The organism is Rhizobium sp. Leaf262 (genome assembly GCF_001422245.1).
Classification (GTDB): domain Bacteria; phylum Pseudomonadota; class Alphaproteobacteria; order Rhizobiales; family Rhizobiaceae; genus Agrobacterium.
In genome coordinates, this window is the sequence record NZ_LMMM01000016.1 from 267,265 (window position 1) to 293,295 (window position 26,031).

General features: G+C 58.8%; 30 protein-coding genes. 17 read left to right on the forward strand and 13 right to left on the reverse strand.

From position 1 onward, the window contains the following. Positions 1–90: 90 nt before the first annotated feature. The 8 genes from ASF29_RS15455 (at position 91) to phnN (ending at position 7,828) form a co-directional block, all read left to right on the forward strand. Complete coding sequence (locus ASF29_RS15455) at positions 91–474, forward strand: methylglyoxal synthase (RefSeq protein ID WP_062451544.1); 384 nt, start codon at positions 91–93, stop codon at positions 472–474. A gap of 24 nt (positions 475–498) precedes the next feature. Then, positions 499–1,515: a glucokinase gene (locus tag ASF29_RS15460; RefSeq protein WP_062451545.1), complete on the forward strand. Its 1,017-nt coding sequence runs from the start codon at positions 499–501 to the stop codon at positions 1,513–1,515. Between the two features lie 96 nt (positions 1,516–1,611). Next, positions 1,612–3,396, forward strand: a complete 1,785-nt coding sequence (locus ASF29_RS15465) for an ABC transporter ATP-binding protein (protein WP_062451546.1) — start codon at positions 1,612–1,614, stop codon at positions 3,394–3,396. Between the two features lie 24 nt (positions 3,397–3,420). Next, positions 3,421–4,248: a 4-hydroxy-tetrahydrodipicolinate reductase gene (dapB, locus tag ASF29_RS15470; protein ID WP_062451547.1), complete on the forward strand. Its 828-nt coding sequence runs from the start codon at positions 3,421–3,423 to the stop codon at positions 4,246–4,248. Between the two features lie 23 nt (positions 4,249–4,271). Continuing rightward, complete coding sequence (locus ASF29_RS15475) at positions 4,272–4,907, forward strand: 2,3-bisphosphoglycerate-dependent phosphoglycerate mutase (protein WP_062451548.1); 636 nt, start codon at positions 4,272–4,274, stop codon at positions 4,905–4,907. A gap of 475 nt (positions 4,908–5,382) precedes the next feature. Continuing rightward, entirely contained in the window at positions 5,383–6,096 is a 714-nt protein-coding gene (locus ASF29_RS15480; RefSeq protein ID WP_062451549.1) for a DUF1045 domain-containing protein, read from the forward strand. Beyond that, the gene (locus ASF29_RS15485) at positions 6,093–7,229 is read left to right on the forward strand and encodes an alpha-D-ribose 1-methylphosphonate 5-triphosphate diphosphatase (protein WP_062451550.1); all 1,137 of its coding nucleotides are present in this window, start codon (positions 6,093–6,095) and stop codon (positions 7,227–7,229) included. Before ASF29_RS15480 ends, ASF29_RS15485 begins: the two co-directional genes overlap by 4 nt. Beyond that, on the forward strand, positions 7,226–7,828 hold the full coding sequence (phnN, locus tag ASF29_RS15490) for a phosphonate metabolism protein/1,5-bisphosphokinase (PRPP-forming) PhnN (protein WP_062451551.1): 603 nt from the start codon (positions 7,226–7,228) through the stop codon (positions 7,826–7,828). Before ASF29_RS15485 ends, phnN begins: the two co-directional genes overlap by 4 nt. Here the strand turns inward: phnN and ASF29_RS15495 are convergent, their stop codons facing one another. The 5 genes from ASF29_RS15495 to hutC all read right to left on the reverse strand — a co-directional run bounded on the left by ASF29_RS15495 (position 7,829) and on the right by hutC (position 12,355). Further along, positions 7,829–8,818, reverse strand: coding sequence for an Ldh family oxidoreductase (locus tag ASF29_RS15495; RefSeq protein WP_062451552.1), 990 nt, complete (start codon positions 8,816–8,818; stop codon positions 7,829–7,831). Positions 8,819–8,902: 84 nt separating this feature from the next. Then, complete coding sequence (locus ASF29_RS15500) at positions 8,903–9,829, reverse strand: TonB family protein (protein ID WP_062451553.1); 927 nt, start codon at positions 9,827–9,829, stop codon at positions 8,903–8,905. Then, the gene (gene exbD / locus ASF29_RS15505; protein WP_062451554.1) at positions 9,826–10,308 is read right to left on the reverse strand and encodes a TonB system transport protein ExbD; all 483 of its coding nucleotides are present in this window, start codon (positions 10,306–10,308) and stop codon (positions 9,826–9,828) included. Before exbD ends, ASF29_RS15500 begins: the two co-directional genes overlap by 4 nt. Positions 10,309–10,310: 2 nt before the next feature. Further along, positions 10,311–11,438, reverse strand: coding sequence for a tonB-system energizer ExbB (gene exbB / locus ASF29_RS15510; protein WP_062451555.1), 1,128 nt, complete (start codon positions 11,436–11,438; stop codon positions 10,311–10,313). 191 nt (positions 11,439–11,629) lie between these two features. Continuing rightward, a complete protein-coding gene (gene hutC / locus ASF29_RS15515) occupies positions 11,630–12,355 on the reverse strand; it encodes a histidine utilization repressor (RefSeq protein ID WP_062451693.1) in 726 nt (241 codons plus the stop codon). Between the two features lie 148 nt (positions 12,356–12,503). Between hutC and ASF29_RS15520 the strand changes: the two genes are divergently transcribed. Further along, the gene (locus tag ASF29_RS15520; RefSeq protein ID WP_062451556.1) at positions 12,504–13,208 is read left to right on the forward strand and encodes a YoaK family protein; all 705 of its coding nucleotides are present in this window, start codon (positions 12,504–12,506) and stop codon (positions 13,206–13,208) included. 2 nt (positions 13,209–13,210) lie between these two features. Here the strand turns inward: ASF29_RS15520 and ASF29_RS15525 are convergent, their stop codons facing one another. Next, positions 13,211–13,684 (reverse strand): hypothetical protein, encoded by a 474-nt coding sequence (locus tag ASF29_RS15525; protein WP_062451557.1) that lies wholly within the window; start codon positions 13,682–13,684, stop codon positions 13,211–13,213. Positions 13,685–13,822: 138 nt separating this feature from the next. Here ASF29_RS15525 and ASF29_RS15530 point away from each other — a divergent pair, with 138 nt between their 5' ends. Then, positions 13,823–14,458 carry a trimeric intracellular cation channel family protein gene (locus ASF29_RS15530; protein ID WP_062451558.1) on the forward strand — a complete coding sequence of 212 codons (636 nt, stop codon included), beginning with the start codon at positions 13,823–13,825 and terminating at the stop codon, positions 14,456–14,458. 51 nt (positions 14,459–14,509) lie between these two features. Here the strand turns inward: ASF29_RS15530 and ASF29_RS15535 are convergent, their stop codons facing one another. Together ASF29_RS15535 and ASF29_RS15540 are read right to left on the reverse strand one after the other, a co-directional pair. After that, positions 14,510–14,767 carry a DUF1150 family protein gene (locus tag ASF29_RS15535; RefSeq protein WP_062451559.1) on the reverse strand — a complete coding sequence of 86 codons (258 nt, stop codon included), beginning with the start codon at positions 14,765–14,767 and terminating at the stop codon, positions 14,510–14,512. 57 nt (positions 14,768–14,824) lie between these two features. Continuing rightward, on the reverse strand, positions 14,825–15,250 hold the full coding sequence (locus ASF29_RS15540; protein WP_062451560.1) for an Hsp20 family protein: 426 nt from the start codon (positions 15,248–15,250) through the stop codon (positions 14,825–14,827). A gap of 182 nt (positions 15,251–15,432) precedes the next feature. Here ASF29_RS15540 and ASF29_RS15545 point away from each other — a divergent pair, with 182 nt between their 5' ends. Beyond that, positions 15,433–16,377, forward strand: coding sequence for a nucleoside hydrolase (locus ASF29_RS15545; RefSeq protein ID WP_062451561.1), 945 nt, complete (start codon positions 15,433–15,435; stop codon positions 16,375–16,377). A 139-nt stretch (positions 16,378–16,516) separates the two neighbouring features. On the opposite strand, the gene ASF29_RS15550 is transcribed toward ASF29_RS15545, so the two are convergent. Then, complete coding sequence (locus tag ASF29_RS15550; RefSeq protein ID WP_062451694.1) at positions 16,517–17,377, reverse strand: LOG family protein; 861 nt, start codon at positions 17,375–17,377, stop codon at positions 16,517–16,519. Positions 17,378–17,514: 137 nt separating this feature from the next. Between ASF29_RS15550 and dapD the strand changes: the two genes are divergently transcribed. The 4 genes from dapD to ASF29_RS15570 are packed head-to-tail and all read left to right on the forward strand — an operon-like array spanning position 17,515 to position 20,800. After that, positions 17,515–18,369, forward strand: a complete 855-nt coding sequence (gene dapD, locus ASF29_RS15555; RefSeq protein WP_062451562.1) for a 2,3,4,5-tetrahydropyridine-2,6-dicarboxylate N-succinyltransferase — start codon at positions 17,515–17,517, stop codon at positions 18,367–18,369. Between the two features lie 17 nt (positions 18,370–18,386). Then, positions 18,387–19,580 carry a succinyl-diaminopimelate desuccinylase gene (gene dapE / locus ASF29_RS15560; protein WP_062451563.1) on the forward strand — a complete coding sequence of 398 codons (1,194 nt, stop codon included), beginning with the start codon at positions 18,387–18,389 and terminating at the stop codon, positions 19,578–19,580. After that, positions 19,567–20,217: a hypothetical protein gene (locus tag ASF29_RS15565; RefSeq protein ID WP_062451564.1), complete on the forward strand. Its 651-nt coding sequence runs from the start codon at positions 19,567–19,569 to the stop codon at positions 20,215–20,217. Before dapE ends, ASF29_RS15565 begins: the two co-directional genes overlap by 14 nt. Continuing rightward, complete coding sequence (locus ASF29_RS15570) at positions 20,204–20,800, forward strand: hypothetical protein (protein WP_062451565.1); 597 nt, start codon at positions 20,204–20,206, stop codon at positions 20,798–20,800. The genes ASF29_RS15565 and ASF29_RS15570 overlap by 14 nt, the downstream gene beginning before the upstream one ends. A 247-nt stretch (positions 20,801–21,047) precedes the next feature. On the opposite strand, the gene arsC is transcribed toward ASF29_RS15570, so the two are convergent. The 4 genes from arsC to def are packed head-to-tail and all read right to left on the reverse strand — an operon-like array spanning position 21,048 to position 23,736. Beyond that, positions 21,048–21,452: an arsenate reductase (glutaredoxin) gene (arsC, locus tag ASF29_RS15575; RefSeq protein ID WP_062451566.1), complete on the reverse strand. Its 405-nt coding sequence runs from the start codon at positions 21,450–21,452 to the stop codon at positions 21,048–21,050. Continuing rightward, positions 21,430–22,236: a tRNA pseudouridine(38-40) synthase TruA gene (gene truA / locus ASF29_RS15580; protein WP_062451567.1), complete on the reverse strand. Its 807-nt coding sequence runs from the start codon at positions 22,234–22,236 to the stop codon at positions 21,430–21,432. Before truA ends, arsC begins: the two co-directional genes overlap by 23 nt. Continuing rightward, on the reverse strand, positions 22,236–23,171 hold the full coding sequence (gene fmt / locus ASF29_RS15585; RefSeq protein ID WP_062451568.1) for a methionyl-tRNA formyltransferase: 936 nt from the start codon (positions 23,169–23,171) through the stop codon (positions 22,236–22,238). The genes truA and fmt overlap by 1 nt, the downstream gene beginning before the upstream one ends. A gap of 52 nt (positions 23,172–23,223) precedes the next feature. Next, a complete protein-coding gene (gene def, locus ASF29_RS15590) occupies positions 23,224–23,736 on the reverse strand; it encodes a peptide deformylase (RefSeq protein WP_062451569.1) in 513 nt (170 codons plus the stop codon). 149 nt (positions 23,737–23,885) lie between these two features. Between def and ASF29_RS15595 the strand changes: the two genes are divergently transcribed. Both ASF29_RS15595 and ASF29_RS15600 read left to right on the forward strand, forming a co-directional pair. Next, positions 23,886–25,082, forward strand: coding sequence for a DNA recombination protein RmuC (locus tag ASF29_RS15595; RefSeq protein WP_062451570.1), 1,197 nt, complete (start codon positions 23,886–23,888; stop codon positions 25,080–25,082). Positions 25,083–25,131: 49 nt separating this feature from the next. Beyond that, positions 25,132–26,031, forward strand: coding sequence for a ribokinase (locus ASF29_RS15600; RefSeq protein WP_062451695.1), 900 nt, complete (start codon positions 25,132–25,134; stop codon positions 26,029–26,031).

Consider the following 26,031-nt stretch of genomic DNA (forward strand, 5'->3'; position numbering starts at 1 on the left):
CCGGCTTTCCAAACGGTGTGAAGTTGCGTTAGAAGGCTTCAAATCGATTTAGAAAATGCGATCTGAACAAGGCTGGGGCGCAGAGACCAAATGACAGGGCAACGCTGTATCGCTTTGATCGCGCATGACCAGAAGAAAGACGACATGGCGGATTTCGCCCGTCAGCATCAGGCAGCCCTCTCGCAATTCAGGATCGTCGCCACCGGCACTACTGGCGGGCGCGTGCAGGATGCCTGTCCCGGCTTGAACGTGGTTCGTCTGAAAAGCGGCCCGCTGGGTGGCGATCAGCAGATCGGCGCGATGATCGCGACGGGCGATGTGGACATGCTGATCTTCTTCATCGACCCCCTGTCGTCCCTGCCGCATGATGTCGACGTCAAAGCACTGACGCGCCTTGCGACCGTCTACGATATTCCCATGGCCTTGAACCGCGCTACGGCCGAGCAGTTGACCGATTTTCATTCGACCCATTGATAGCCCGGCGATCCAGGAGCAGCGATGCCCAAGCAGAACGATACTCTTTCCTTTCCGATTCTCATCGGAGATATCGGTGGTACCAATGCGCGCTTTTGCATTCTGCCGGATGCCGACGCCGACCCCACCCAGTTGACGAGCGTCAAGACCGCCGACTACGCGTCGATCGACGAGGCAATCCAGAATGCCGTGTTGAACCACACGGCCTTGCTGCCAGTCTCCACGATCCTTGCGGTTGCCGGGCCGATCGAGGCTGACGAGATACCGCTGACCAATTGCCATTGGATCGTCAGGCCCAGGGAAATGCTCGCCAATCTCGGCCTGAAAGACGTGATCGTCATCAACGACTTCGAAGCACAGGCTCTCGCGATTGCCTCGCTTGGCGGCGACAACAGGGAAACCATCGGCCCTCATCAGCCGGATATGATGGCATCGCGCGTCGTGCTTGGGCCCGGCACCGGGCTGGGTGTCGCGGGCCTCGTCTATGCACGCGGCATGTGGTTTCCGGTTCCCGGTGAAGGCGGCCATGTCGATATCGGCCCGCGCAGCGCACGCGACTATCGGGTATTTCCACATCTCGACGCCATCGAAGGACGTATCGCAGGCGAGCAGATCCTGTGTGGGCGCGGCCTCGTTAATCTCTACCGCGCCATTTGTGCGACAGACGGCATCACGCCGGTGTTTTCCGACCCTGCAGACGTGACGGCGAAAGGCCTGAGCGGCGAAGACCTGCAGGCGCAGGAAACGCTGTCCCTGTTCAGCACCTATCTAGGGCGGATCGCGGGCGACATGGCACTGATTTTCATGGCCCGTGGCGGCGTCTATCTGGCCGGCGGCATCTCTCAGAAAATCATCCCGGCCTTGCGACTTCCGGAGTTCCGCGCAGCTTTCGAGGACAAGGCCCCGCACAAGGCCCTCATGCGCAGCATTCCCACCCATGTCGTCACCCACCCGCAGGCGGCTTTGGCCGGCCTTTCAGCTTATGCCCGCACGCCGTCGGATTTTGGTCTGACGCTGGATGGACGGCGCTGGCAGGCGTAAGCACAAGTCAGCACTGGCCAAAACCGGCTCGAATGGCTATAGACGCCGGTTGAAGAGGCGGCTTGCCCGCCAAAAACCGCATAAGGTGGATAAAGCTTGAAAACCGCCAAGAACCGGCACCCCGTTGATACCGACACAATCACGTCCGTGCTGAAGCGCATTTTTGCCGAAAACGCCCGCGATCATATTCCCGGTTATGGTTTTGCGATTTTCTGCCTGCTGACGGTCGCCGGCACCACGGCGTTTACGGCCTGGATCATGGATTCCGTCATCAACGAGGCGTTCGTCAACCGACGCGCCGATCTTGTCTGGCTGATCTGCTTTTCCATTTTCGTCGCCTTCTTTATTCGCGGGCTTGCCACTTACGGACAATCGGTGGCGCTCTCGAAAATAGGCAACAATATCGTTGCGCGATATCAGAAGCGTTTGTACTCGCATCTCATGACCCTGTCGGTGGGTTATCTCAGCGAATCTCGCTCCGCGCATCTGGCAGCACAGGTCAGCCAGAACATCGGCGGCATTCGCGATGTCATGAACCTGACCGTGACGACGGTTGCCCGCGATCTACTGACCTTTATCGCGCTGGTTGCGGTGATGATCGTCAAGGACCCGATCCTGTCGATCGTCATCGTCTTCATCGTTCCACCATTGGTTCTGGGACTGCGCTATATTTCCAAGCGGCTTCGCAGCGCCACGCGGGATGCGGTGATCCTCAACAGCCGCGTGCTGGGCGCCATGCAGGAAACATTGCAGGGTATCGCCATCGTCAAAGCCTTCACGATGGAAAAGCAGCTGGAACATCGCGTCGATCGCGTCATCGATTCCGCTGAAATGCGCGCAAACCGCATTGCACGTCTAACGGAAAAGAGCGCGCCGCTGACGGAAACCATTGCCGGCCTGGCCGTATCGGGCGTTCTGGCCTACGCCGCCTATCGCGCCATCTATTACAATGTGCCTCCAGGTGCATTCTTCGCCTTCGTGACCGCGCTTCTGCTCGCTTATGATCCGGCCCGCCGTCTTGCACGCGTGCAGATTTCTCTGGAACGCGCGGTCGTCAATGCGCAGATGATCTACGACATTCTCGATATGGAGCCGATCCAGCGTCAGAAACCGGATGCAAAGCCGCTGGCGATCACCAATGCCACGGTCGAACTGCGGGACGTGGTGTTTTCCTACAAGGATGGCGGCCCGATCCTGAAAGGCGTCAGCTTTATCGCCGAAGGCGGCAAGACGACGGCGCTGGTGGGTCCGTCCGGGGCGGGTAAGTCGACGATCATCAATCTCGTGCCGCGTTTCTACGATCCGGACGGCGGCGCCATTCTGGTCGATGGTCAAAACATCGCGGATGTGACGACCATGTCGCTTCGCCAGAATTTGGCCTACGTCTCGCAGCAGCCCTATCTGTTCGAAGGCACCATTCGCGACAACATTCGCTATGGCCGCCCGGACGCGACGGATGCCGAGATCGAAGAGGCCGCACGACTTGCCTTTGCGCATGATTTCATCGTCGCGCAGCCGGAGGGCTACGACACTGCGGTGGGAGAAAACGGCATGAGCCTGTCTGGCGGCCAGCGCCAGCGCCTGTCGATTGCGCGTGCACTGGTGCGCAACGCGCCGATCCTGCTGCTCGATGAAGCGACGTCCGCACTCGATACGGAATCGGAAGCCGTTGTTCAGAAGGCGCTCGATACGGCTATGAACGGACGCACTGTCATCGTCATCGCCCACCGCCTGTCGACGGTGGTCAAAGCCGACAAGATCGTGGTCATGAACGAGGGGCTGGTCGTAGAAGAAGGCGTTCACGAGACGCTTGCGCGGCAAGACGATGGTCTTTACGCTCGCCTCAACAATCTTCAGGCCACGGGTGTCCGTGGCCTTTGAACCCGATAGCATGAGCGAGGAAGCATGAGCGGCGATGGCATGAAACTGGTGGTGGTGGGTGCGGCCGGTCGTATGGGGCAGACACTGATCCGGCTGATCCATGAAACGCCGGGTGTCCAGCTTCATGCAGCAGTCGAGCGCGAAGGCTCTCCCTTTATCGGCCGTGATGCGGGTGAACTGTCGGGCCTCGGTCCTATCGGCATTGCTGTCACAAGTGACGCGCTCGACGCCTTCTTGCATGCACAAGGTGTCATCGACTTCACCTCGCCTGCGGGAAGCGTTGGCTTTGCTGGCCTTGCGGCTCAGGCGCGGATCGTCCATGTCATCGGTACCACCGGCTGCACGCTTGACGACGAGGCAAAGTTTCAGGCCGCCGCTCGCCATGCCCGCATCGTTAAGTCAGGCAATATGAGCCTTGGCGTCAATCTGCTCGGCGTCTTGACGCAGCAGGCGGCAAAGGCGCTCGATGCGAATGCCTGGGACATCGAAATCCTCGAAATGCACCACAAGCACAAGGTCGACGCGCCGTCCGGCACTGCTTTGCTGTTAGGCCAGGCAGCAGCAAAAGGGCGCGGTATCGACCTTGCGGCCAAATCCGTACGTGTGCGTGATGGACATACAGGCCCGCGCGAAGGCGGCACGATCGGTTTTGCGACGCTGCGCGGCGGCTCCGTGATCGGCGACCATTCGGTGATTTTCGCTGGCGAAGGCGAGCAGGTCACGCTTTCGCACCATGCCGCAGACCGGACCATTTTTGCCCGTGGCGCAATTGCTGCCGCCCTTTGGGCGCACGACCAGAAGCCCGGCTTTTATTCGATGCTGGACGTTCTCGGTCTGGCTGAAGACCACTAACCAACCTCTGGAGAGACATTGATATGAGCGGAACCCTCGTCCTCGTTCGTCACGGCCAAAGTGACTGGAACCTCAAGAACCTCTTCACCGGCTGGCGCGACCCCGACCTGACGGAGCTTGGTGTTCAGGAAGCCAATGCCGGTGGCAAGGCGCTTGCCGATTACGGCATCAAGTTCGATGTGGCATACACATCGTCGCTGATCCGTGCCCAGCGCACATGCCAAATGGTGCTGGACAATGTCGGTCAGTCCGATCTGGAGACGATCCGTGATGAAGCGCTGAACGAGCGAGATTACGGCGATCTCTCCGGCTTGAACAAGGATGATGCGAGGGAAAAGTGGGGCGAGGAGCAGGTTCATATCTGGCGCCGCTCCTACGACATTCCACCGCCAGGCGGTGAAAGCCTGCGCGACACCGGCGCGCGCGTCTGGCCCTATTATCTGACGGAAATCCTGCCCCGTGTTTTAAAAGGTGAAACGGTTCTCGTGGCAGCGCACGGCAACTCGCTTCGCTCTCTCGTCATGGTTCTCGACAAGCTGAGCAAAGAAGAAATCTTGAAGCTCAATCTCGCGACCGGCGTCCCTATGGTCTACAAGCTGAACGCAGATTCGACCGTTGCATCCAAGGAAGTACTGGGCGACATGTCTGCCGCTCATTAAGTTGTTCAACAAAAAAAGCAGGCTTAGAGATGATATTCTCTAAGCCTGCTTTTTAGCGTATCAAGTATATTTTATGACACTCACCGAGAGCCGTGAGATTCGCCGAACCAATAGGCGCAAAATACGCTCGAGGCTGCGAAGACGGTGAAGAATAGCGCGACGAGAATTCCAACTTCCATTGCCTTTACTCCTTCCATCCGTGAAGACTGTGAGGAGACAACGCGCAATTCTTGAAGAAGTTTCAATTCATGCCGGAATGCTGCTCAGGCAGGTCTCTGTCGCCAAACGTTTTCCATCCGCCGCAGCGGCATCGCAGCCAAGTTGAGCTGCCCTTCCCGGTACAACAAAGTCCAATTTTTTTCTGCCACATCATCATTCCGTCATGCGCAGAGGCTAATTCGCCTCTACAGCCTTGCGTCGTTGAGGCGATTCATTTCAATAATGCCGTGACTGCCGATACCTGAAAGTGCGACCCGTGCGCTACGCCATCTATTTCTCCCCTTCTCCCGATGATGCTCTTACCCGCAAGGCGTCTCGCTGGCTTGGTCGAAATGCCTTCACAGGCGCCGAAGACCATAACGACGCTGACCAAAGGCACATGACGGCCGAGCCTCGCCGTTACGGATTTCATGCGACACTGAAAGCGCCTTTCGAACTGGCGGATCGTAGCAGCGAGGCTGAGCTTCTGACCGCTTTCCAGAATTTTGCGAGAACCCGACAAGCTTTCGAAATTCCTGAGATGATTATCGATAACCTTGGTCCCTTTTTTGCCATCGTGCCCAAAGCGAAATCCGAAGCGCTGCAGGACTTCGCCGCAGATGTGGTCGCGTATTTCGAGCCCTTCCGGGCAGTCCTTTCGCCAAGCGATATTGCAAGAAGAAGGCCGCAGGAACTCAGCGAAAGCCAGCGGCGCAATCTTTCACAATGGGGTTATCCGCACGTCATGGACGATTTTCGTTTTCACATGACACTGACAGGTCCTGTTGAGACAAAGGATCGTGACCGTGTCCGCGCCCTGCTGATGAGGGAATTTTCGGACTTTACGGAGCGATCTCTGGCCATCTCCGGTCTTGGCCTTTTTGTCGAGAGGGCGCGTGGAGAGGCGTTTACCGTTCACACATGGCTGCCGCTTGCGGAAGCGCCTGACACGCTCAGGACCACACCCGTCGAGAAAGAGGCAATCCGATGACCGAACAGGTTTTAACCCATGCACGCATCGTTCTCCAGGATGAGATCATCGAGGGGTCGGTCCAGATCAAGGATGGCCTGATTGCCGATATCAGTGAGGGAACGTCACGCCTAGGTGAGAATTTCGAGGGGGATTACCTTATCGCTGGTCTGGTCGAGTTGCACACCGACCATCTGGAACAGCATTATTCTCCACGTCCCGGCGTGACATGGAACAAGGTGGCCGCCATTCAGGCGCATGATGCGCAGATCTCGTCTTCAGGCATTACCACCGTGTTCGATTGTCTCCGGCTGGGTTCGGACGAAGATGGCGGCTTTGCACGCGGCGAAATGCGCCAGATGGCCGACGCCATCGAACAGGCCCAAAGGGAGGGTCGCCTGCGTGCGGATCATCTTTTGCATCTTCGCTGCGAAGTGGCTTCTGCGGATGTCCTTGAGCACTTCGAAGATTTCGAGGACGACGCCCAGGTAAAACTGATTTCGCTGATGGATCATTCGCCGGGTCAAAGGCAGTTTCAGACGATGGATCAATATATCGTCTTTTATCAGAAGAAGCGCGGCTTGAGCGACGAGGCCTTCCAGGCTTTTGTGGATCGACGTGTGGCGGCTTCCGCCAAATATTCCACCAACCACCGCGATTATCTCTCGGCGCAATGTCTGGCACGCGGCATCACCATCGCGAGCCATGACGACGCGACGCAGAGCCATGTCGAAGAAGCGATCGGTCATGGCGTCAAACTTGCCGAATTTCCAACCAGCGTCGAAGCTGCACAGGCATCGCATGGTGCAGGCATGAGCGTCTTGATGGGCGCTCCCAACATCGTGCGCGGTAAATCACACTCCGGTAACATTGCTGCCCGTGATCTGGCTGAAATCGGTGTTCTCGATGTCCTGTCGTCCGACTACGTGCCGTTCAGCCTGCTTTATGCTCCGTTTCTTCTGGCCGATCAGGTTGAAGGCATAACGCTGCCCGCAGCCATATCGATGGTCACGGCCACACCGGCACGCACAGTTGGCCTGATGGATCGCGGGCGGATTGCAAACGGTTTGCGAGCCGATCTCGTCCGAGTCCGTCGCAACAACGACGTTCCGGTTGTCCGATCGGTCTGGCGGCAAGGCAGGCGCGTCGCATGAGTGATACGGTGCCCTCGCTCTCACCGGTCCCATCGCCATCCACAGGCCTGATGATCGTCGTGGTGGGACCGAGCGGTGCGGGCAAGGATACCATCATGGAGTTCGCCGCCGACCGGCTCTTGAGCCGGGGTGATGTGCATTTCGTACGTCGCGTGATTACGCGTGACAGCAGCGCTGGCGGCGAAAACCATGATGCCGTGAGCGACGAAGAATTTGTACGTCGCCATGCCAAAGGTGAATTCTGCGTCTCCTGGCAAGCGCATGGGCTGAACTATGCCATTCCAGCAGCGGTAAAAGACAAGCTTGCTGAGGGAAACATCGTCATTGCGAATGGCTCTCGCTCTGCGCTCGGCCATTTTAAGGCTGTGTTCCCCAGGCTGAAGATCGTCAATATCGTTGCAAGGCCGGAGGTGCTCGCGGCCCGGCTTGAAGGTCGGGGCAGGGAGAGCCATGACGACATCATGCGCAGACTCGAGCGTCGTTCGCTGGATGTCTGCGGCGACTTCGACGTGACCACCATAGACAATAGCGGCGCGCTGGAAACGTCAGGAACCGCCTTTGTCGACCTCGTTGTGACCCTAATCGACCTGCGCGATTGATCACAGGGCCTTGATCTGCGCCAAGATGTCGTCTTCGATGACGATTCCGTTCTCCAGCGACTGCTTTCGGATGCCCTGGCTCCTGCGGCCCGGCAGACGGGCGTTTTCCTGCCCCTCGATCTCCGCAGCCATGAGCGCCAATCGTCTCGCAAAGATATCATCTCCGGCAATCGTGGGGTCGATGGCGATGATGGTGTGACCAAGCGATGGCGCCGTTCCCGTATCGTCGAGAAGCGAGGAAGCCTGAAAACCAAAATTCCCGCCGGTCAGACCCGCAGCCATGACCTCCACCATCAAGGCTAGCGCTGCACCCTTGGCATCGCCAGCGGGCACCATCGTTCCCTTGATGGCCTCATCCGGATCCGTCGTCGGACGGCCCTGGCTATCGAACGCCCAGTCATCGGGTATGCTTTCGCCCTTTTGCCGCGCTGCCATGATTTTGCCGCGCGCCACCTTTGAGAGGGCGAGATCGATTACGAGCGGGTCTGCGCCATCAACGGGCGCCGCAAACGCAATCGGATTTGTGCCGTAAAGCGGTTTGGTACCGCCCCAGGGAGCCATAGAGGCGGGTGCATTTGCGACCATGAAAGCGACTAGGCCCTGATCGGCAAACCGTTCGACGGTAAGAGCCATGACCCCTGCGTGGTGAGACCTGCCTATGACCCCAAGCGCGATGCCCTGCGCCCTGGCGATCGCCGGAAGCTGATCGACCACCATATCGATAGCCGGATATGCATAGCCGTATCCCGCATCGACGCTGAGAACAGAAGGACGCGGACGTGATGCCGCAGGCTTGGCTGTTCCGTCGATCTTGCCGACACGCAACTGGCTGATATAGGCGGGTATCCTGCGGACGCCATGTCCACCCTGCCCGGCTGCTTCCGCCGCAACAAGCGCGCGTGCGACGGATTGGGCATTGGCCGGCAAAACGCCGTTCGCCTCGAAAATGGAAGAAACGAATTTTTCGGCGTGTTCAATGCTGAATTTCATGAGACTCTCTGCCTACCAAGGGATATCAAGCCTTACCCCAGCAGAGCGGCAAGAGAAACAGGATTTGGAAAAAACATCCAAATCCTATCGAATGCTGATTGGCACCGTCACGTCCCGGCGGGCATTTGGTGGCGGTTCTGCTACAGGCGATGCACGTTGAATCCACCCGATGACCTGCTGGTCGAGCGTGGAGTCACCTGTTGAGCGAACCAGTTTTATCGAGGTCAGAGACCCGGATTCGCTGACCATGAAGCTGACGACAGCGCTTACACCTTTTCCCGACAGAGAACTGGGCTTCTTGCCCATGATCCGCGACCGTACACGCGCCTCCCACTTGGCAGGTGTCATGGTTGAGGAAAAGAAGCCCGAACTGTTGCGGGAAGCAGCGGTGCGGTTCGACTGCGTCGCCTCCACTTTTGCGGCTTCCTTGGCAGCGGATGGAGGTGGAGATGCCACCTGCTTGCGCTCGACCTTTTTCTTGTCGGGCACATCCTTCTTTTCCACCTTTTTCTCGGTGGGCGGAGGAGGAGGCCGCAAGACAGGCAGAGGTACTTCGACGTTTTCAAGCGCAGCCATCTGCTGTTCTTGAATGGGATCGATTTCTTCAACCGGCTCAGGCGTTTCCTCGGGCACCGGTTCGGCAACCTCTGGCAGAGGCTCGGGCTGCGGCTCTGGCGGTGTTTCTTCCGCCACAGGTTCAGGCGGAGGCGGCGGCGTTTCCGGCGGCGGAACCTCTTCTACTCTATCAGGCTGGACGCTCTCGACTTCCTGCACGTCCTCTACGTCATTGGCCTCCACCGTCTGTTCGGTCTCCACAGCCTCTGGAAGAGCGGCAAGCTCAATCATGATCGCGGCAGGCGGACCGCCATCATTGTCCGGTTCCGGCTGCTCCTGCATGAGATAATAAGCGCCACCCGCGTGTACGGAAAGCATCAGTACACCTGCAACCGCCCAAAGGGCGACTTCGCCCAGCCTGGACCATCCGGAACGAAGAAGGTCGCTTTCGCTCATGGGGTCGCCCCCACCGGAGCCGGGGTAGAAGATGTGCCCTGCGCAGGCGGGCTCGCAGCAGCGGCACCTTCAAGACCGACAAGCGCAATCTTGAGATAACCGCCATCCCGTAGCGTGTTCATGACATCCATGAAGTGCCCGTAATCGACGGCCTTGTCCGCACGAAGAAAAATTCGGGTATCCTTGTTGCCGCCGGTGCGTGCATCGAGACTGGCGGCAAGCGCCTCTTTTGATACCGCGTCATTGCCGAGATTCAGAGAGAGATCGTCCTTGACGGTCAGATAGAGCGGCTCGTCCGGACGCTCGGCCGGCTTTGCAGACGACGCGGGCAGATCGACATTCACATCCACGGTCGCCAAAGGTGCCGCCACCATGAAGATGATCAGCAAAACCAGCATGACGTCGATGAAAGGCGTCACGTTGATTTCGTGGTTTTCGGAGAGTTCGTCTCCACCACTTTCTCTAATGCCACCAGCCATGATCAGCGTCCTACGAGCGAAACATTGGGCTTTGCGGTATTGCCCGGCGGGATGCGGCGAAAGTCGAGGTCACGGCTGACGAGACGTTCGACACCGGCTGCGACATCGGCCAGCAAATGTCGGTAGCCGGTGATGGAACGCGCAAACACATTGTAGATGACGACGGCTGGAATGGCCGCGACCAGACCAATCGCCGTAGCCAGAAGCGCTTCAGCGATACCGGGCGCGACGACGGCCAGATTTGTCGTCTGAGATTCCGAGATGCTGATGAAGGAGTTCATGATCCCCCAGACCGTGCCGAAGAGGCCGACAAAGGGTGAAACGGAGCCGATCGTCGCCAGAACACCAGTGCCGCGCGACATACGGCGACCGGCGTGGGTTTCGATACGCGACAGAACCGAAGAGACACGTTCCTTGATGCCGCCGCCATCGGTATGTTCCACCACTGCGTCGGACAATTGCATTTCATGCGTGGCCATGCGCAGCATGAGAGCCCCGGGACCACCCCTGTTTTCGATAGCGGTCGTGGCTTCCGAGAGCGTCTTCGCATTGCGAACGATCTTGAGCGCCGACCTTGCCCGCAGACGCGCGCCTGTCAACTCGATGGATTTCGCAACCCAGACCGTCCATGTCATGAGCGAGGCAAAAGCCAAACCAATCATGACGCCCTTGACCACCCAGTCGGCAGCCATGAACATGCCCCAGGGAGAAAGATTATGCGGGATGTCGGTGCGCTGTTCGGCGCTGACAGAAGGCTGAGCGGGCGTGTCCGCCAGGCTCGGCTGGACGGGCGTGGTATCGGTCGCCGATGGCGTCTGCTGCGGAGGAGAAGCCTCCGGTGCTGCTGAGGGAGCTGGGGCCGCCTGTTGCGGAGAAGACGTGTCCGGAACCGCAGGTGCTGGAGCCGTTGCTGCAGGTGCTTGCGGCTGGACCGGTGGTGCAGCCGTCGCTGGAGCAGGCGCTTGGGACGAAGGTGCTGCTCCTGCGGGAGGAGCTGCAGGTTCGGTCTGCGCAATCCCGGCACCAGCGTAGAGGCATGCCACAAGCGAAACTATGACTGCCCCGGATATGCGTCGTTTGCCTGATGTCACATTGCTGGGCAGAAGACTCAGTTTTTCAGGTGCAATCATGATTTTATTCCCGGATTTCGTAACGCGCACTGATGTTCACAGCCAGATCTGCATCTCAATCTTGCAAGGTGCAGCGCCTCTGTGAGGTCCGCTAACAAAGTTGAGTAAATTTGACAACTAATACATCGTCAAAACCTGTGATGTAAACTCTTCTTTTCCGAAAAGAGTGCAAACAGCGCAGCTGGCCGTCCTCAGGAAGGCAGGAATTGCGCCATAAGTTCGTGGCGATCGCCGGGGTAGGTCACGGTGACATGGGTTATGTAGTTCGGCCCATTCCAGGTTCGCCGCTCGATAACCAGACAGGCTGTACCACTGGGTATCGCAAGGGCTTCAGCCACGCGCCGGTCGGCCGACACCGCACGGATGCGATGTTCGGCGGCGCTCCAGGGAACCATCTGAAGGAGCCAGTGCCCGGGGCCGACCTCTGAAAAATCCGCCTCCCGTGCACTCGGCACGGCAGCAACGTTGATAACACGGTCCTCAAGGCAAAACGGTGCATCGCCGGTAAAATGGCGACAGGTCAGCGCCAGTACCGGAGCGCCTGCCTTCACATCCAGAGTCTTGCGGTCTTCTGCCGTCGATTTGCGCAGTTCCCGACGGTCCAGCCGATATCCATATATCAGACCCAGGGCCTGAACCTCGCGCTGGATGTCGTGGATTTCCAACACGGCAGATTGCGCATGCGGCTGGGTGACGAAACTTCCAGAGCGGCGGCGGCGCTCGATCAGACCCTTTTTCACCAGCTCACTCAGCGCCTTGTTGACCGTCATGCGGGAGCATTCGTACTCAACGGTCAGTTCATGCTCGAAGGGAATTCGATGACCGGGCGGCCACGCGCCGGACATGATCCGCCCCTCGATATCCGCAGTGATGCGTTCGTGTAGCGACCTTTCCTGAACCCTGGGGGTCTCGGTCATAGGCTGTTCGTCCTGTTGCATTGCTGGCGTGATATCATCCCGTCACCGGAATCACCACAGGACTTGCGAAGTCCCCAAACGGCAGTTGAAATTCGCCGGTGCTCACGCCTAAACTTGTCCAGTTCGAGACAGATCAACGAGAAGCCCCATGACCCGACAAAGACGCCGAAGATTGATCACGCTACGGCGAAAGGGCGCAGGTGTCGCGCTGGTGGCGGCAATTTCTTTCGTTGCCGGAATGACGGATGCCATCGGACTGTCCATGTCGGGCGACTTCGTATCTTTCATGACGGGAAATACGACGCGCGCCGCATTGTCGCTACGGGCTGGCGATCTTTCCCATGCAACCCGGCTTCTTCTGGCCATCCTTGTTTTCGTGAGCGGAAATGCGGGAGGGATCATCGTGGCCAACCTCTCCGAAAGACGCGTTGTTGCCGTACTGTGTGCGGTCGGCCTCTTTCTGCTGCTTAGCGCTGTCCTGCAAGGACAGGGCGGAAAGACCGCGCCGTTCTATCTCGTGGTCTTTGCGATGGGCATGATCAATGCCGCCGTTGAAAACGTGGAGGGGCTGCCCATCGGGCTGACCTATGTCACGGGTGCTTTATCCCGCTTTGGCCGCGGCATCGGGCGATTTGTTCTGGGCGATCGAAATCTGGATTGGACGATACAGCTCGTGCCATGGATCGGCATGATCAGCGGCGCACTTTGTGGCGCGGTCCTCGCAATCACCTGGCCCGAGATCGCATTGGCGACCGTCAGCCTGTCCGTTTTCCTAATCGCATTGGCCAGCACGATGATGCCGCGCTCCTTGCGGCATCGCTATAATCGTAAAACGGGACCCAAACCTGTCTGAGCCTATTTCTTGGATATTGTTACGAATGTCGTGCCGCGGACACGCACCGTCATTTCGCAAGGCTCGCTATCGGTTCTGTCACAATAGCGCGGGTGCATTTTGAGCACGAAAACCATGTTTCCAAAGCGCTGGACGAAATCATAGCTGTAGATCGTGGCGGTGGCGATCATCAGATAACCGCCTTCCTTGACCTGTACATAGAAATTATAGGGGCAGCCATCATCGTTGCAGGCCCGTGCCTTCTCGCCATCGCAGGTCAGCTCACCACGATTGGTGACGGCATCCACCAGCCCGTCATTGTTGATGTCGAGCCGCGTGAGAAAATTCGGGCCGAATTCGGCAACTTTGCACTCGGCGCGAAAATGATCCTTCTCGTAGATTTCAGGATCGCTCACAAGCTGTTGCTGGGCAAAAGCAACGACGGGCATTGCCAGGAAAGCCAAGGCTTGAAGCATTACGATGAGAAGGCGTTTCACGGCATTTTCCTTTACGTCTGTTTCGGCTATGGATGCCAGGCATCGAGCATGTCATCTTTGATCCGGCACAGGATCGTAAAGACCGGCCCTTGCGTGACACTGACCGCTTGCGAAACCACTCAAGGAAAGCGCCTGCCTATGACCCTTCTGGCTTTTCTCGATTATGCGGGCGTCGCCGTCTTTGCCGCCACGGGTGCGCTGGCGGCCTCGCGCAAGCAACTCGATCTCATCGGCTTTCTGTTTTTTGCGGCCGTCACGGGAATAGGCGGCGGCACCCTTCGGGATCTGGTGCTGGGACGCACGCCCGTCTTCTGGGTCGTCAATCCCACCTACATTTTGGTGTGCGTCGGCATAGCCGCGCTGGTCTATCTGACAGCCCACCTGATGGAATCGCGCTATCGGCTGCTGATCTGGCTGGATGCTATCGGGCTTTCCGCCTATTGCGTCATGGGCGCGGCCAAAGGGCTTGCCGCAAGCGGATCGCCCACTGTCGCCATCGTGACCGGCACATTAACCGCAACCTTTGGAGGTGTGCTGCGTGATATTCTGGCGGGCGAACCCTCGGTCCTGCTGAGACCAGAGGTCTATGTCAGTTGCGCGCTTGCGGGTGCCTGTGTCTTTACGGCCGCCCATGCCATTGGACTTCCTCTGCTCATCGCCTCAGCAGCCGGGGTTCTCACGGCTTTTGCGATCAGAAGCGGTGCCTTGATCTTCGGCTGGACCTTCCCGCGTTATCGCGCTCGCCCCGGAAGGCCGCCGGAGGACGTCATGTAAGCAGCCGTTCAAAAACCTGGCTGAGGCGGTCTGGGAAAACTCTGGTTGCGATCAGTGCACGCTGATGGTGCGAAGCTCGTCCTCCGCTGCCTTGAAGAAGGTGCTGGAACGATTGTCGGTCAACAGGATCGGCGTGCCATCCGCACCGAACAGGGCCCACAGATCAAGGCCGGGATCGATATTGGGTGCTTCCGGGAAACAACGGTTGACGTCTTCGGCACGAATTTTGCGGATATATCCGACTTCGCCTGCTCCGATATGAGCCAGCTGGGACTTGGTCAAACGCGCATGCGCTTCTTTCAAGAGCATATTTCAGCCTCCACATTCTAAGACGCCGCGACGTGAGAATCGATGGCGTGCAGAATCCTACTGTGAGACGGAAATGTTAATTTTCTTCACCACGTTGGAGATTTCCGGTCGCGTCAGATCGATGGAGAGCAGCCCGTTGCGCAGGCGCGCATCATTGACCTGCATCCCGTCCGCCAGAACGAAAACCCGCTGGAATTGGCGCGCAGCAATGCCGCGATAGAGATAATCCCGCGCATCCTGTTCCTGCTGGCGTCCACGGATGACGAGCTGATTGTCTGCTGTCGTCACTTCCAGATCGTCTTCGGAAAATCCCGCCACCGCAATGGTGATTCGCAGGCGCTCGGGGCTGTTTCCCTCGGCGGCTAGGCGTTCGATATTATAGGGCGGATAACCATCATTCGCCTTTGCCATGCGCTCCAGCGTTTTTTCCATGGCATCGAAACCCAGCATCAGCGGGTGCGTGAAAGGTGTCATGCGACTCATCTGTTTCAGTCCTTGTACCCAAGCGACGATCCTGTGCCCCGGTTGCGGCGGCACTCCCTCATATGGGAACATGCTGTTTGCAACGCAAGAACGCCACGCCGCGAAAAGGCTGAACTGCCGCGTGCTTGACAAGGCTGCGAAACAGGCCTGAAAAGGCGTGTCATAGAAAGAACAGGACAATCATGGCCGAGCGCAGAAAAATCATTATCGACACGGATCCGGGGCAGGACGACGCAGCCGCCATCATGCTGGCATTGGCAAGCCCAGAGGAAATCGAAGTCCTCGGTCTTTGCGCCGTTGCAGGCAACGTACCGCTGAAGCTGACCAGCCGCAACATTCGCATCATGCTGGAACTGTGCAACCGCACGGAAATCCCTGTCTATGAAGGCTGCGAGCGCCCGCTGGTCCGCGCGCCGATTACTGCCGAGCACGTTCACGGTAGCACCGGCCTCGATGGCCCCACCCTGCCGGAGCCGGTTCTCGAAGCGCAATCGCAGAACGCCATCGACTTCATCATCGAGACGATCCGCCGTGAGCCGGAAGGCACCATCACGCTCTGCACACTGGGTGCGCTCACCAACATCGCCACCGCCTTGCAGAAGGCGCCCGATATTGCGCCGCGCGTGAAGGAACTGGTGCTGATGGGTGGCGGCTTCTTCGAGGGCGGCAACATCACGCCCGCTGCCGAATTCAACATCTATGTCGATCCGCAGGCCGCAGACATCGTCTTCCGCTCCGGCATTCCGCTGGTCATGATGCCGCTGGATGTGACGCACAAGCTGCTGACCACCAAGGCCCGCGTTGCCGCCATCCGCGATATCGGCACCCGCCCGGCGATTGCCATGGCCGAAATGCTGGAATTCTTCGAGCGCTTCGACGTGGAGAAATACGGCTCCGACGGCGGCCCGCTGCATGACCCGACCGTGATTGCCTATCTCATCAAGCCGGAACTCTTCGATGGTCGCGATTGCAATGTCGAAATCGAGGTGAATTCCGAACTCACCATCGGCATGACCGTTGTCGATTGGTGGAAGGTCACTGGCCGCGAACCGAATGCCCGCGTCATGCGCGATGTGGATGCGGATGGTTTCTTCGCGCTGCTGACGGAGAGGTTTGCGCGGATTTGATTTTTCCGTCACCCCGGCCTTGAGCCGGGGTCCAGCGCGATCAAGTCCTTGATCGAGAAAGAGTCTTGTCGTCGCGCAGACGCGCGGCGGCTGGATCCCGCATCAGGTGCGGGATGACGGAGGCAAAGTAACGCCACACTCAAAGCTCATAAAAATCCGCAACGACCTTCCAAGCATCCTCAGCCGTTTCGGCAAAATGCAGTAGCTCCATATCGTCAGGCGCAATCGTACCAAAATCAGCCAGCGCCTCGAAATCGATGATGGAGCGCCAGAAAGCCTCACCGAACAGAATGAGCGGAATGGGTGCCATGCGCTTGGTCTGGATCAGGGTGAGCGTTTCAAACAGCTCATCCATGGTGCCGAAGCCGCCGGGAAACACGACGACGGCCTTGGCACGCATCAAAAAGTGCATCTTGCGGATGGCGAAATAGTGGAAGTTGAAGCTGAGGTCTGGCGTCACATGCCGGTTGGGTGCCTGCTCGTGCGGCAGCAGAATGTTGAGGCCGATTGACGGCGCACCGGCTTCCGAGGCACCGCGATTGCCCGCTTCCATCACACCGGGGCCGCCGCCCGTCATCACCACATATTCGCGGTGGTCATGCTTTTCGGATTCACCGGCGCAGAGTTTTGCGAACTTGCGCGCCTCATCATAATAAACGGAGGCGGCCTCGAGATTCTTTCTCTGCGTCTCGTTGCGCGCCGCCCAGGCTTCGCCGCCCGGTTCAGGAATGCGCGCGCCGCCAAACAGAACGACGCTGGATTTTATGCCGCGCTCGGTCAGGATCATTTCCGGCTTCATCAGTTCCAGTTGCAGCCGAATGGGGCGCAATTCTTCGCGGCACAGAAAATCGGTGTCGGTATAGGCCAGACGATAGGATGGCGAGGCCGATTGCGGGGTTTTGGGCAGGCCTTCTGCCTGCTGCTTGTCATCCGAGCTGGATTTCAACGGGTCCCAGACGCCATCCTTGCGCCGCAACTTGCCATTTTTCAGTTTTGCCATGTCCATGCCTTTCGTATAGCCGCGCCAAATCACATTGACGCCCTTGAAACACTCGCTTAGAGCAATTGGCCATGTCCGGCCAGCGCGCGGATGTTTCCCTGTATGTGACGATAGTCAGCGAAGTTTAAGGAATTCTCATGAGCATCTCGGATCTTGGCTCCCTTGAAACAATCATCGAAACCGCATTCGATAATCGCGACAGCGTTACCATATCGACCAAGGGCGAAGTGCGCGATGCCGTCGAAACCTCGCTGAACCTGCTCGATGGCGGCAAGGCACGCGTTGCTGAAAAGCAGGCCGATGGAAGCTGGAAAGTGAACCAGTGGCTGAAAAAGGCCGTGCTTCTGTCCTTCCGTCTCAACGATATGGAGATCGTCACCGGCGGCCCGGGCGAATCCACATGGTGGGACAAGGTGCCTTCCAAATTCGAAAACTGGGGTGAAAACCAGTTCCGCGCTGCAGGTTTCCGCGCTGTGCCGAATGCCGTCGTGCGCCGCTCTGCCTATGTGGCCAAGAACGTCGTGTTGATGCCGTCCTTCGTCAATCTCGGCGCTTACGTCGATGAAGGCACCATGGTCGATACATGGGCAACCGTCGGTTCCTGCGCACAGATCGGCAAGAACGTCCACCTGTCCGGCGGCGTCGGCATCGGTGGCGTGCTTGAGCCGCTTCAGGCTGGCCCGACCATCATCGAAGACAATTGCTTCATCGGCGCTCGCTCGGAAGTCGTGGAAGGCTGCATCATTCGCGAAGGTGCCGTTCTCGGCATGGGCGTGTTCATCGGCAAGTCCACCAAGATCGTAGACCGCGCCACCGGCTCGATCACCTATGGCGAAGTGCCGCCCTATTCCGTGGTTGTTGCTGGCACCATGCCGGGCAAGCCCTTCCCGAATGGCGAGATGGGCCCCAGCCTCTATTGCGCCGTCATCGTCAAGACCGTGGACGAGAAGACCCGCTCCAAGACCGGCATCAACGAGTTGCTGCGCGACTGATAGAAGTAGACTGACCCATGCACGCCACCGATCCCGTCGCCAATCTTGCCGCCCTCATCCGTTGCCCGTCGGTGACACCTAAAGAAGGTGGAGCGCTGACGCTGCTCGACGCGCTGCTTTCCCCGCTCGGCTTTGCGGTGCAGCGTGTCACGGCGACGGAAGAGGGAACGCCTGACGTCGAAAATCTTTATGCCCGGCTTGGTGACCAAGGCCCGCATCTGATGTTTGCGGGCCATACCGACGTCGTGCCTGTGGGTGACGAGGCAGCCTGGAGCCATCCGCCATTTTCGGCAGAGATCGCGGATGGACAAATGTTCGGGCGCGGTGCCGTCGATATGAAGGGCGGCATTGCCTGCTTCGTCGCGGCCATCGCCCGCCATATCGAAAAGCATGGAGAGCCCCAAGGCTCCGTATCCTTTCTCATCACCGGCGATGAAGAGGGACCATCCATCAACGGCACCTCCAAGCTTCTGGGATGGGCCGCCGCCAAGGGCGAGATCTGGGATGCCTGCGTGGTGGGCGAACCCACCAACCCGGATCAGCTGGGCGACATGATCAAGATCGGCCGCCGCGGCTCACTGTCGGGCCACATCGTGGTCCATGGCGTTCAGGGCCACGCCGCCTATCCGCATCTGGCCGACAATCCCATTCGTGGTCTGCTGCAACTGACCCACGCACTCATGGACCCGCCTTTCGACCATGGCACGGATAATTTCCAGCCATCCAACCTCGAAGTCACGACCATCGACACAGGCAATGCAGCCACCAACGTCATTCCGTCCAAGGCGACGGCTGCCTTCAATATCCGTTTCAACGATACGTGGACGGCTGAGACGCTGCGCGCCGAGATCATCCGCCGTCTGGATGAGGCCGCTGCCGGTGGCGTGCTGCGCCCGGATCGTTCGCCGGTCACATACGATATCATCTGGGCCGACCGCCCATCCCACGTCTTCCTGACGCGCAACAATGCTCTCATCTCATCGTTGTCGGGTGCGGTGGCAGAGGTCACCGGCAACGAGCCGAAGCTATCGACCACCGGCGGCACGTCGGATGCCCGTTTCATCAAGGACTATTGCCCCGTGGTGGAATTCGGCCTCGTCGGCCAGACCATGCACATGGTGGATGAGCGCGTGGCCGTCGCCGATCTCGAAACCCTGACCCGCATCTACGAGACCTTCATCGAACGCTGGTTTGACCATGCCAGCGCTTAGGAAAGTTGCTCTTCACATCCGCGGCCTGTGGCTGCTGGGAAAAGGCGAGCGCCAGGGCATGCTGGCATTTGATACGTCCGCTCGGGGCGTGCTGAGCTCGTTCCAAGCGTTGATCTGGGCTCTCCCGGCAACATTTGCTTATCTCATATTAAGCCGATGGGAATTTCTCTCCGAAATGCCGGATGCAGACCGGGGCAGTGTGGACTTTTTCGTCAAGGCCGGTTTGATCGAGGTCGCCGCGTCTGCTGTCATACCACTCGCCATCTTTCTTTGCGTCCCTTTGCTGAGAATGAATGTTTCACCAAGTGCTTTGGTTGTTGTTGCCAACTGGGCTTTCTTACCGGCATCTTATGTTTCCACCGTTGTGGTTTATCTGTCCCACGGCCTCGATCATAAAGGCAACCTGGGCTTGATTATCTCCCTGATTTTTCTGCTGGGAACGGCGATTGTCCTTTTTGCATGGCTTGGGATCGTGCTGAAAACCGCAAGTGGCGCGCGCTCCTGGCAGATATTTTTCCTACTCACTATCGTTGTCGGCTCTGGATTTTTCGTCACCGCCTATCTGGAAAGCCTCATGGGCTTGTCTACCTCCTTTGACTACAGCGAGAGCACCCGGGGATACCATGCCGTCGTATAACGAGGTTACCCTTTACGTCAGAGGCCTGTGGTTGCTGTTTCTGGGCGATCCGGCCGGTGGGCGTTTGCTGGATTTGACTGATCGCGGCATGGCCCGGTCTTTCTACGCGGCCTTGTGGTGCCTGCCCTCCATGGCGCTGTCATGGTACTGGTGGCATGAAGCCTATCTTTCCGTCTTGCCGAAGGGTGTTGGCACCGGCGCCATTTTCTTTCTGCGGTTGGCCATGGTCGAGGCCATCTGCTGGATGGTGCCGCTGATCCTCATCGGGCTTTTGCTGGTGGCGTTCGGTGCGAAGCAGAAGTTTCCCGCCCTCGTGGTCGTCGCCAACTGGCTGTCGCTGCCGTTTTCCTATGCCTATGCCACGCTGATCCTGATCGCGCTGCTCGTGCCGTCCTTGCAGGGACTGATCGCAATTCTGTGGTTTTCGCTGCTGCTGGCGCTGGTGTTCAGCTTTTCGCGCATCGTCAAATTCTTCGTGCGGGAGCAACCGCTTCTGGTCGCCGCACTCGTCATGACGCTGCTCATTCCCGGCATGATCCTGTCGGAAGTGCTGCAACGCTTTCTGGGTGTCTATCCGAGCTGACGACTGGGGTTTGAAGCTTTCATTATAGGCGTCGGCGGGCTTGGCTTACCCCCCTCTGTCCTGCCGGACATCTCCCCCTCAGGTGGGGAGATTGGCTGGGCGCACGCTCCCCACTCCATCAGTAACGTTAAAGACGGGCGAGAGATTGCTACGAGCCGGTCTCCCCCCTTGAGGGGGAGATGTCCGGCAGGACAGAGGGGGTGAGCCGCACCCGCCACCACCTACTGCCGCCTGGCTTCCGCAGAAATCAGCGTTCAGGCACAACCTCGCCATCTTCCTTGGTGAAGCTACCGATGCTGCCATCGGCCAGAATGTCCAGCACCAGTTCCGACGGGCGGCAGAGGCGCGCGCCCTTGTCCGTCACCACGATTGGCCGGTTCAGGAGGATCGGATGCGTTTCGATGGCATCCAGCAAGGCATCGTCGCTCAAGCTCTCGTCCGAAAGGCCAAGTTCCGTATAGGGCGTGCCTTTCTCCCGCAAAAGGCTGCGCAGCGGCACGCCGATCTTTTCTGCAAGAGAGACGATCTCGGCGCGTGATGGCGGTGTCTTCAGATATTCGATGATAACGGGCTCTTCGCCCGATTGGCGGATCACGGCCAGCGTGTTGCGCGAGGTGCCGCAGGCGGGGTTATGATAGATCGTCACCGTCATTGTTCGTCTCCGTTCTGGGCAGGCGTGGCGGTATCACGTCGGGATAATCGACCTGCATGAAATAGAGCCCATCCGGTGGTGCGACCGGGCCGCAGGCCTTGCGGTCGCGCGCCTCAAGCGCTGCCTTCACATCATCGACCGTCATGCCGCCGTCACCGGCCAGTTTCAGCGTGCCGGCAAAGGAGCGGATCTGATTGTGCAAAAAGCTCTGCGCCGTCGCGCGTATCTCGATCAGGTCGCCGTCGCGCGTCACGTCCAGCCGGTCGAGCGTTCTGACCGGACTGTTGGCCTGGCAATGAACGGAGCGGAAGGTGGTGAAATCATGCCGGCCGACCAGCATCTGGGCTGCAGCATGCATGGTCTCATGATCGAGGTCTTTCGACACCCACCAAGCTCGCTTGTGCTCCAGCGCCAGCCGCGATTTGCGGCAGATGATGCGGTAGAGATAGTGGCGGCGCAGCGCCGAAAAGCGGGCATCGAAGTCCTCGGTGACAGCTTCGACATCCAGAACCGAGACAGCCTCCCCCGCCATGGCCAGATGCGCGTTCAGCGCGTTGCGCAGCTTATACGGCTCCCAGGCGCGGGAAAGATCGACATGAACGACTTGCCCCTTGGCGTGAACGCCGGAGTCGGTGCGGCCTGCGCCACGAAAGCTGACCGTCTCTGTCGTCAGCGACAGCACGGCTGCTTCCAGCGCGCCTTGCACGGATGGACCATTGGTCTGCCGTTGCCAGCCGAAATAAGGGGAACCGTCATATTCGACGGTCATGCGGAAGCGTGGCATCAGCCGAGCCTCGTGCCGACAGCGACTGGCGTGCCGCGCAGGAAGTCTGCCGCCAGCATCGGCTTTCCGCCCGCCTTTTGCAGACGCACCAGCCGCACAGCACCGCTGCCACAGGCGATCGTCAGGGCATCGTCCAGAACGGAGCCCGCCTCGCCCATGCCGCTTGCCAGTTCCGTCTCCAGCACCTTCACGCGCTCTGCCTTGCCGCCGATTTCCATTTCGAACCATGCGCCGGGGAAAGGCGAGAGGCCGCGAATGTGATTGTGCACATCCTGGCTGGACCGGGAGAAATTGATGCGCGTCTCGGCCTTGTCGATCTTGGCGGCGTAGAGAACACCCTCTTCCGCCTGCGGTGTCAGCGGCAGATCGCGATCTTCGAGCTTCAGCATCGCCTCGCGCATCAGTCGAGCACCCGCCAGCATCAGGCTGTCATGCAATTCGCCAGCGGTCATGTTCGGACCGATTGTAACCTTTGCCGTCAACGCGACGGGACCGGTGTCCAGCCCCTTTTCCATCTGCATCACCATCATGCCGGTTTCTGTATCACCAGCCATGATCGCGCGCTGAATGGGTGCAGCACCGCGCCAGCGTGGCAAGACCGATGCATGGCCGTTGTAGCAGCCAAGCTCTGTGCCGTTTAAAATGGCCTCTGGCAGCAGCAAACCATAGGCAACGACGACGGCCACGTCAGCATTGAAGGTCTTGAACTGCGCCCTGTCTTCTTCCACCTTGAAATTCAGCGGCGTCAGAACGGGAATGCCGAGCAGCTCAGCGGCCTGATGCACGGGTGATTTCTGGAGATCGAGCCCTCGACGACCGCCGGGCCGTGGCGGCTGCGTGTAGACGGCGGCGATCTGATGGCCCGCATCGACCAGCGCGCGCAGGGTGGGAACGGAAAATTCCGGTGTTCCCATGAAAATAATGCGCAATGCCATGCTCGCCCCCTGCCCTCAAAGACCTGATGTGCCGACCGTCAAGTCAGTCAAATCAGATTTTTGCGCGGGCCGCCTTGGTGAATTTCTTGATGACCATATCCCGTTTCAGGCGGGAAATGTGGTCGATGAACAGAACACCGTTCAGATGGTCGATTTCATGTTGCAGGCAGGTGGCCAGAAGGCCATCGGCCTCCACCGTCTGCTGCTTTCCGTCGCGGTCGATATAGCCAACCGTCAGTGCCGCGGGACGTTCCACTTCGGCATAATAATCCGGGATGGAAAGACAGCCCTCCTCATAGGTCGAAACATCGTCCGACACTGTGAGGATTTCCGGGTTGATGAAAACGACCGGCTTGCGGTCTTCATCTTCACGCGAGATATCGATGACCAGCATGCGGCGCGGCACGCCGATCTGGATGGCGGCAAGGCCGATGCCCGGCGCATCATACATGGTTTCCAGCATATCATCGGCAAGACGCACGATCTCGGCATCCACCTGTTCGATAGGCTTGGATTGCTGGCGCAACAACGGATCAGGCAAAATAATAAGCGGTTTGATGGTCATGGCTTCCCATAACGCATCTCATCTTTGGAGGAAACAAAAAATAAAGGCCCGGAATAAGGTCTGTTTCAGCGATCCATAGGACTCAATTAGGCCCCAGAAATGTTCTTGGTTTGATCTTACGAATCACGAGAAATCTGGTAGATTTGCGCATGAACATCGATCTCACTGCTCTTGGTACGACAGCTTTCAGTCTCGGCGACCTGCACATATCGGTCGGCGCTTTGCTCGGCATCATCGTCGCAGGCTGTCTGGTGGCTGCCGCCTTCGTCTGGCGCAGACCGCCTGTCGTTGATCAGTCGCGTGATGAAATCACCGAGCTTCTCAGAACCCAGTCGGAGCTGCATGGCCGTATCGCCGCCATGACGGAAAGCCTCAGCGCCCGCCAGAACGAGATGAGCCAGACTCTGAACGACCGGCTGGATGGCATGTCGCAGCGCATTGGTACCACCTTGACGGAGCAGACCCGCTCGACGCATGAAAACCTCAGCAAGTTGCAGGAGCGCTTGGCGGTCATCGATGCGGCGCAGGGCAATATTCAGGATCTGGCTAAAGACGTGATCGGCCTGCAGGCCATCCTCAATAATAAGCAGACGCGCGGAGCGTTCGGGCAGGCGCGCATGGAAGCGCTGATTGCCGACGCCCTGCCCTCCGGCTCCTACAGTTTGCAGCCCACACTTTCCAACGGTTTCAGGCCCGATTGCACCATCAAGATGCCGAACAATGCGCCTCCGCTGGTCATAGATGCCAAGTTTCCGCTGGAAGCATGGAATGCCCTGAAGGCGGAAGAGGGGGCCGACGGCAAACGCGCCGCCACCCAGCAGTTTCGCCGCGATATGGAAGTGCATATTCGCGATGTCGCCGACAAATATCTCATCTCCGGTGAGACACAGGATACGGCCTTCATCTTCGTGCCCTCGGAATCGATCTTCGCCGATATCCACCAGCATTTCGAAAATCTGGTTCAGCGCGCCCACCGCTCGCGCGTGGTGATTGTCTCGCCATCCTTGCTGATGCTGTCGGTGCAGGTCATCCAGTCGGTGCTGAAAGACCAGCGCATGCGCGAACAGGCGCATCTCATCCAGGGCGAAGTCGCGATGCTGATGGACGATGTGCGGCGTCTGGATGAGCGGACCCGCAAATTGCAGGCACATTTCGGGTTGGTTCAGAAGGATGTGGACATGATGCTGACCTCGTCGGAAAAAGTGCTGGCGCGTGGCGTGAAAATCGAAAGCCTTGATTTCGCGCCATCGCAAAAGGAAATTGCCCATCTGGAGGCCGAGCAATTGCGGCGCATTGCGGATGTGCGCGCCGGTGCTGCCAAGCTGAGGGTGGTTGACGACGAGTGATCCACTCGGCAAAGTCGCCTTCTTTTTCGTCCCTTATGGAATGACCCGCATGATCACAGTTTTCGGCTCCATCAACATGGACCTCGTTGCCATTTCCGACCGCCTTCCAAAGCCGGGTGAGACGGTGACCGGCAAGACCTTCTCCACCGCCGCCGGTGGCAAGGGCGCCAACCAAGCGCTGGCCGCACGGCGCGCGGGTGCAGAGGTGAAAATGGCGGGTGCCATTGGTGACGATGCTTTCGCCGCCCCTGCGCTGACTCTGCTGCGCGATGCGAGAGCAGACCTGTCGCTGGTCAAAACCGTCGCCGTCCCCACCGGCACCGCCGTTATCCTGATCGGTGAGGGCGGTGAAAACATGATCTCGGTCATTCCCGCCGCCAATGGCGAAGTCTCGGAAGCCGATGCAGAACGCGCCGTCTCCGAAATGGCGGCGGGCGACATTTTGATGTTGCAGTTCGAGATTCCGGCCGAAGCCATCGAAGCAGCGTTGAAGGCCGCCAAGGCAAAGCGCGTGACGACGCTGATCAACACCGCGCCGCTGACATCTGAAGCGCAGCGCCTGTCGCGACTGGCAGATGTCGTCATTGCCAATGAGACCGAATTCGAGTTGCTGATCGGGAAAAACGGCCTTTCCCCTGACCAGCGCGAGAAGGAACTCGCAGCCCTGCATAATGAGACCGGCCAGACGCTGATCGTCACGTTGGGTGCAGAAGGCGTGATCGCCATTCGCAACGGTAAGCTCGTCAAGGCCAAGGGCCTGAAGATCGAGCCGGTCGATACGGTCGGTGCAGGTGACACATTCTGCGGCTATCTTGCCGCCAGTCTCGATGCCGGTCTAGATTTCGAGGCAGCGCTTCGACGCGCCGCCGTTGCCGGTTCTCTGGCCTGCACCCGCGAAGGTGCGCAGCCATCCATTCCCGTCGCATCTGAGGTGGATGCGAAGGTCTGA

What these genes read in the sequence shown, in the direction of transcription:
- ASF29_RS15455 (WP_062451544.1), top strand. Translation starts at nt 91, where the DNA reads ATGACAGGGCAACGCTGTATCGCTTTGATCGCGCATGACCAGAAGAAA.
- ASF29_RS15460 (WP_062451545.1), top strand. Translation starts at nt 499, where the DNA reads ATGCCCAAGCAGAACGATACTCTTTCCTTTCCGATTCTCATCGGAGAT.
- dapB (WP_062451547.1), top strand. Translation starts at nt 3,421, where the DNA reads ATGAGCGGCGATGGCATGAAACTGGTGGTGGTGGGTGCGGCCGGTCGT.
- ASF29_RS15475 (WP_062451548.1), top strand. Translation starts at nt 4,272, where the DNA reads ATGAGCGGAACCCTCGTCCTCGTTCGTCACGGCCAAAGTGACTGGAAC.
- ASF29_RS15485 (WP_062451550.1), top strand. Translation starts at nt 6,093, where the DNA reads ATGACCGAACAGGTTTTAACCCATGCACGCATCGTTCTCCAGGATGAG.
- phnN (WP_062451551.1), top strand. Translation starts at nt 7,226, where the DNA reads ATGAGTGATACGGTGCCCTCGCTCTCACCGGTCCCATCGCCATCCACA.
- ASF29_RS15495 (WP_062451552.1), bottom strand. Translation starts at nt 8,818, where the DNA reads ATGAAATTCAGCATTGAACACGCCGAAAAATTCGTTTCTTCCATTTTC.
- ASF29_RS15500 (WP_062451553.1), bottom strand. Translation starts at nt 9,829, where the DNA reads ATGAGCGAAAGCGACCTTCTTCGTTCCGGATGGTCCAGGCTGGGCGAA.
- exbD (WP_062451554.1), bottom strand. Translation starts at nt 10,308, where the DNA reads ATGGCTGGTGGCATTAGAGAAAGTGGTGGAGACGAACTCTCCGAAAAC.
- exbB (WP_062451555.1), bottom strand. Translation starts at nt 11,438, where the DNA reads ATGATTGCACCTGAAAAACTGAGTCTTCTGCCCAGCAATGTGACATCA.
- hutC (WP_062451693.1), bottom strand. Translation starts at nt 12,355, where the DNA reads ATGACCGAGACCCCCAGGGTTCAGGAAAGGTCGCTACACGAACGCATC.
- ASF29_RS15520 (WP_062451556.1), top strand. Translation starts at nt 12,504, where the DNA reads ATGACCCGACAAAGACGCCGAAGATTGATCACGCTACGGCGAAAGGGC.
- ASF29_RS15530 (WP_062451558.1), top strand. Translation starts at nt 13,823, where the DNA reads ATGACCCTTCTGGCTTTTCTCGATTATGCGGGCGTCGCCGTCTTTGCC.
- ASF29_RS15535 (WP_062451559.1), bottom strand. Translation starts at nt 14,767, where the DNA reads ATGCTCTTGAAAGAAGCGCATGCGCGTTTGACCAAGTCCCAGCTGGCT.
- ASF29_RS15540 (WP_062451560.1), bottom strand. Translation starts at nt 15,250, where the DNA reads ATGAGTCGCATGACACCTTTCACGCACCCGCTGATGCTGGGTTTCGAT.
- ASF29_RS15545 (WP_062451561.1), top strand. Translation starts at nt 15,433, where the DNA reads ATGGCCGAGCGCAGAAAAATCATTATCGACACGGATCCGGGGCAGGAC.
- ASF29_RS15550 (WP_062451694.1), bottom strand. Translation starts at nt 17,377, where the DNA reads ATGGCAAAACTGAAAAATGGCAAGTTGCGGCGCAAGGATGGCGTCTGG.
- dapD (WP_062451562.1), top strand. Translation starts at nt 17,515, where the DNA reads ATGAGCATCTCGGATCTTGGCTCCCTTGAAACAATCATCGAAACCGCA.
- dapE (WP_062451563.1), top strand. Translation starts at nt 18,387, where the DNA reads ATGCACGCCACCGATCCCGTCGCCAATCTTGCCGCCCTCATCCGTTGC.
- ASF29_RS15565 (WP_062451564.1), top strand. Translation starts at nt 19,567, where the DNA reads ATGCCAGCGCTTAGGAAAGTTGCTCTTCACATCCGCGGCCTGTGGCTG.
- ASF29_RS15570 (WP_062451565.1), top strand. Translation starts at nt 20,204, where the DNA reads ATGCCGTCGTATAACGAGGTTACCCTTTACGTCAGAGGCCTGTGGTTG.
- arsC (WP_062451566.1), bottom strand. Translation starts at nt 21,452, where the DNA reads ATGACGGTGACGATCTATCATAACCCCGCCTGCGGCACCTCGCGCAAC.
- truA (WP_062451567.1), bottom strand. Translation starts at nt 22,236, where the DNA reads ATGCCACGCTTCCGCATGACCGTCGAATATGACGGTTCCCCTTATTTC.
- fmt (WP_062451568.1), bottom strand. Translation starts at nt 23,171, where the DNA reads ATGGCATTGCGCATTATTTTCATGGGAACACCGGAATTTTCCGTTCCC.
- def (WP_062451569.1), bottom strand. Translation starts at nt 23,736, where the DNA reads ATGACCATCAAACCGCTTATTATTTTGCCTGATCCGTTGTTGCGCCAG.
- ASF29_RS15595 (WP_062451570.1), top strand. Translation starts at nt 23,886, where the DNA reads ATGAACATCGATCTCACTGCTCTTGGTACGACAGCTTTCAGTCTCGGC.
- ASF29_RS15600 (WP_062451695.1), top strand. Translation starts at nt 25,132, where the DNA reads ATGATCACAGTTTTCGGCTCCATCAACATGGACCTCGTTGCCATTTCC.